The organism is Ligilactobacillus salitolerans, from assembly GCF_003864415.1.
Lineage (GTDB): Bacteria > Bacillota > Bacilli > Lactobacillales > Lactobacillaceae > Ligilactobacillus > Ligilactobacillus salitolerans.
The window spans coordinates 1-3,763 of the sequence record NZ_BFFP01000069.1; the positions used below are offsets into that span (position 1 = coordinate 1).

Sequence of the window (3,763 nt, forward strand, 5' to 3'; positions counted from 1 at the left end):
AAATAACTCTTTGTCAGGAAAGGCTTGACTCCCTCGGCACAGCCTTTCCTGACAAAGAGGAAAAGAAAGACACTGACTTAACAATTGAGAAAAAAAGAAACCCTATCTAAAAGATAGAGTTTCAGAGACCATCAACACTATTTGACGTAGTCCCAAAAAATCTCCAGCGGCTTTGCTGATGCAAAGCCGCCAGAGATTTAGTCAAAAAACTATCATTAAATTAACGCCAGAACTGCAAAGTTGATCACAAACAGCAAGGAAACGATCCAAATTAATGGATGAACTTCTTTACCCTTACCCAGAACAGTTTTGATCAGCGTATAGAAAATGAAACCAAAGGCGATCCCATAAGTAATGTTATAGGTAAATGCCATTACGATCGAAGCCATGAAGGCTGGGATAGCTTCCTCCAGTTTTTTCCAAGGGATCTCATTGAAACTGCTCATCATCATCACGCCGACCATGATCAAGGAAGGTGCCACAGCGACTGATGGGATCACAGATAAGAACGGCGATAAGAATGCACTTAAAGCAAACAGAACGGCAACTACCAGCGAAGTCAACCCTGTCCGGCCGCCGGCACCGATCCCAGCAGAACTTTCAACATAAGCCGTAACGTTAGAAGTACCGAATAAGGAACCAACACCAGTGGCGATCGAGTCAGCGAACAAGGCTTTATCTAACTTGGACTTAAACCCTGGCTGCTGTTCAAGCTTCATTTCTTCTTCACCAGAGAAGATCCCCGTTTGACGACCAGTTCCGATAAATGTACCCAGAGAATCAAAAGTATCTGACAAACTAAAGGACAGGATAGTTACCAGCACGAGCGGGATCCGGTGCGCATCAGTAAAGAGATGCCCCATCCCCTTATCGGAGAATGCTGCTAAAAATGTGCTGCCTAATTGGTGGACTGAAGCTCCAAATGAATATTCACCAGAGATATGCAAGTTAGTCACACCCATTGGGATCCCAATGATCGTAGTTAGGAGGATACCGATCAAAAGTGCAGCTGGTACTTTTTTAACCAACAAGATCACGGTGATCAATACACCGATCAAAGCCAAGTTGACTGCCGGGGTGTCAAAGTTGGCCAGTGCTGGCACGATGCCGCCGCCAGAAACAATTGATGAGATCCCATGCGAAAAGGTCTTTTGTGTCGCCGAAAAAGCCTGGCCATTGACACTTTGGATATCCCCAGCATTCGTAGTAAATTGCAGGAAACCAGCATTTTTTAAACCAATATAAGCAATGAAGGCGCCAATCCCGCCGCTGATCGCCAGCTGCAGATTTTCCGGGATCGCGGTGATCAGCATTTTCCGGATTTTAGTCACGGTGATCAAAATATTCACACAACCGCAAAAGAACACCAATGCCAGCCCTTCTTGCCAAGTGAAACCCAGACCCATCACGACCGTATATGTAAAGAAGGCGTTCAGACCGATCCCGGGGGCCAAAGCGTAAGGAACGTTAGCGAAAAGACCCATGATCAAGGTTCCGACGACCGAAGCAATGATCGTGGCTAGAAACGCTGCTTGTCCAGGGATCCCGGCTTGGCCTAAAACGCCCGGAATAACGAAGAGTGCGTATGACAAAGCAAAAAAGGTCGTCAATCCTGCACCAACTTCAGTTCCAACCGTGGTGCCCGACTTTTTCAAATGAAAAAACTTATCCAAAATTATTCCTCCTGAATTACGAACTATTTTCTCTAAAATAATATGCAAGGTTCGCTTTTGATATGTGTAATTGTACCACTTTTTTCAAGAATTTAATCAAAATTTGTAAATTTTCTGAAAATAATTTAGAGAAAATATCAATAATAGCGGATAATACCTGCAGCAGCAATGAAAAACGGTATCAAGAAACATAATTATTCAATAGTGCTAGGAATAAAAGCGGGTAATACGGCTGGCCTGTTATTATTCGGGATTGATCGACAAATAATGCCCATGATCAAGTCTTGAACTTAATCATCGTCAAAGACATGCTTTTATTTTGGATCCTCGTCTTGTTCACTGCTGCCCATTTCTATCCCAAGCGTGTCTTCAATAAACATCAGTTATTTTATCTATCCTTAGATTTTTGTGTTTCCCGAATTAAAATCCGTTTTTTTCTTTCACGCACCATATTCTCTTCGAATTTAACGAGCGTGATAAAAATAATATTATTCGCTCCTAAATAAGTTGCACACCATTTATGAAAGCGCTATACTTTAACTGTAATAAAGTTATTATTGCATAGGAGGAACGTTATTATGACCAAAAAAGTTGCCGTTGTTACAGGTTCCGCTGGCGGATTAGGCAGAGGGATCGCAGAACGTTTGCTCAAGGATGGTTTCAGTGTCATGATCCACGACATTAATAAAGAAGCTTTGGCTGAAACCGAAAAAGAAATCAAAGCTGCAGGCTATGAAGATGTAGCCAGCTTTGCCGGTGATGTCTCCAAAAAAGAAGACCAAGTGGCTTTAGTAGCTGCTGCAGTCCAAAAATTCGGCCAGTTGAATGTCTTCGTTAATAATGCAGGGATCGAAGCTGTCACACCATTCCTAAAAATTGACGAAAAAGAACTTGAAAGAACCTTTAAAATCAATGTTTTCGGAACAGTCTACGGCACACAAGCTGCGGCTGAACAATTTATCAAGCAGGGTACCTCCGGCAAGATCATCAATGCTTGCTCGATTGCAGGACATGAAGCCTATGAAGTTCTTGGAACATATTCGGCTACCAAGCATGCCGTTAAGGCCTTTACTCACGTAGCTGCTAAGGAACTTGCCTCCAAGCATATTACCGTTAATGCTTACTGCCCAGGTGTCGCTAAGACCAAGATGTGGGACCGGATCGACGCCGAAATGGTCAAAGCAGATCCTTCGCTGAAACCAGGCGAACCATTCGCTAAGTTCTCAGGCGAAATTGCTTTAGGCAGATATGAAACACCAACAGATGTTGCTAACTTGGTTCACTTCTTAGCCTCTGAAGATTCAGACTATATTACCGGCCAAGCGATCTTGGTTGATGGCGGACTGGTTTACAAATAAGCAATTACCTCAATGCTTAAAACACAAAAAATAAACCACACCCCTTGCTATGACGGGGATGTGGTAGTAAATATTAGTATTTTTCTTTTTTAGGCATTACCTAACAGCCTGGCAAGGCTGCTTGGTAATGCCTGTTTGAATTCTGCAAAAAACAAATCTCATCAAGCCTAGACATCTATATTTTCGTGTCGAGTTTTTTAAACTTGTTTAACCCCGGTTGGGTGAAAATATTAAACTTTTAGCTAACAAGAAGTTTTAAAGGCGGTGGCTGTCTGATTCCCTGTGAGGTGAGGTCTATGGGAACATGGAGCAATCTACACAAAGGTTTCACGGTCAATGAGCGTCTGTTGCTAATGATTGTCCTTGGCACATTATTGGCTGTCTTGTCCAACAAAAGGACAAATAGAAGCCGCCCTGCGTAACTTTGGCAGGTTACAGGACGACTGGCATAGTCAATTTGTAATTTGCCACCGCCTTTAAAGCGGCTTGCAGGAGCTATGTTGACGCATAGCTCCTTTTCTTTACGTCTGGATTGTACCACCTTTTCAAAAAGATGTCATGTAACAGACCATTTGCGTAAGTGGCCGTTTTTAGTTGGTCACTTTCCTTCTCCCGATTTTGGACGAATTCTGACTAAATGATTGTGAATTAAAAAATTTACTTCTAAACTTCTTGTTTGTATCCTTATCTAGGTAATTTAACTTGTTTTAGACTGTTTCTTTTCTTTGTTGG

2 protein-coding genes are annotated in these 3,763 nt (G+C 42.4%); one reads left to right on the forward strand and one right to left on the reverse strand.

The window, feature by feature from the left end:
* Positions 1-215 precede the first annotated feature (215 nt).
* Complete coding sequence (locus LFYK43_RS11915) at positions 216-1,673, reverse strand: NCS2 family permease (protein WP_124978558.1); 1,458 nt, start codon at positions 1,671-1,673, stop codon at positions 216-218.
* Between the two features lie 578 nt (positions 1,674-2,251).
* On the opposite strand from LFYK43_RS11915, the gene LFYK43_RS11920 reads away from it, so the two are divergent.
* A complete protein-coding gene (locus tag LFYK43_RS11920; protein ID WP_124978560.1) occupies positions 2,252-3,031 on the forward strand; it encodes an acetoin reductase in 780 nt (259 codons plus the stop codon).
* The last annotated feature ends 732 nt before the right edge of the window (positions 3,032-3,763 follow it).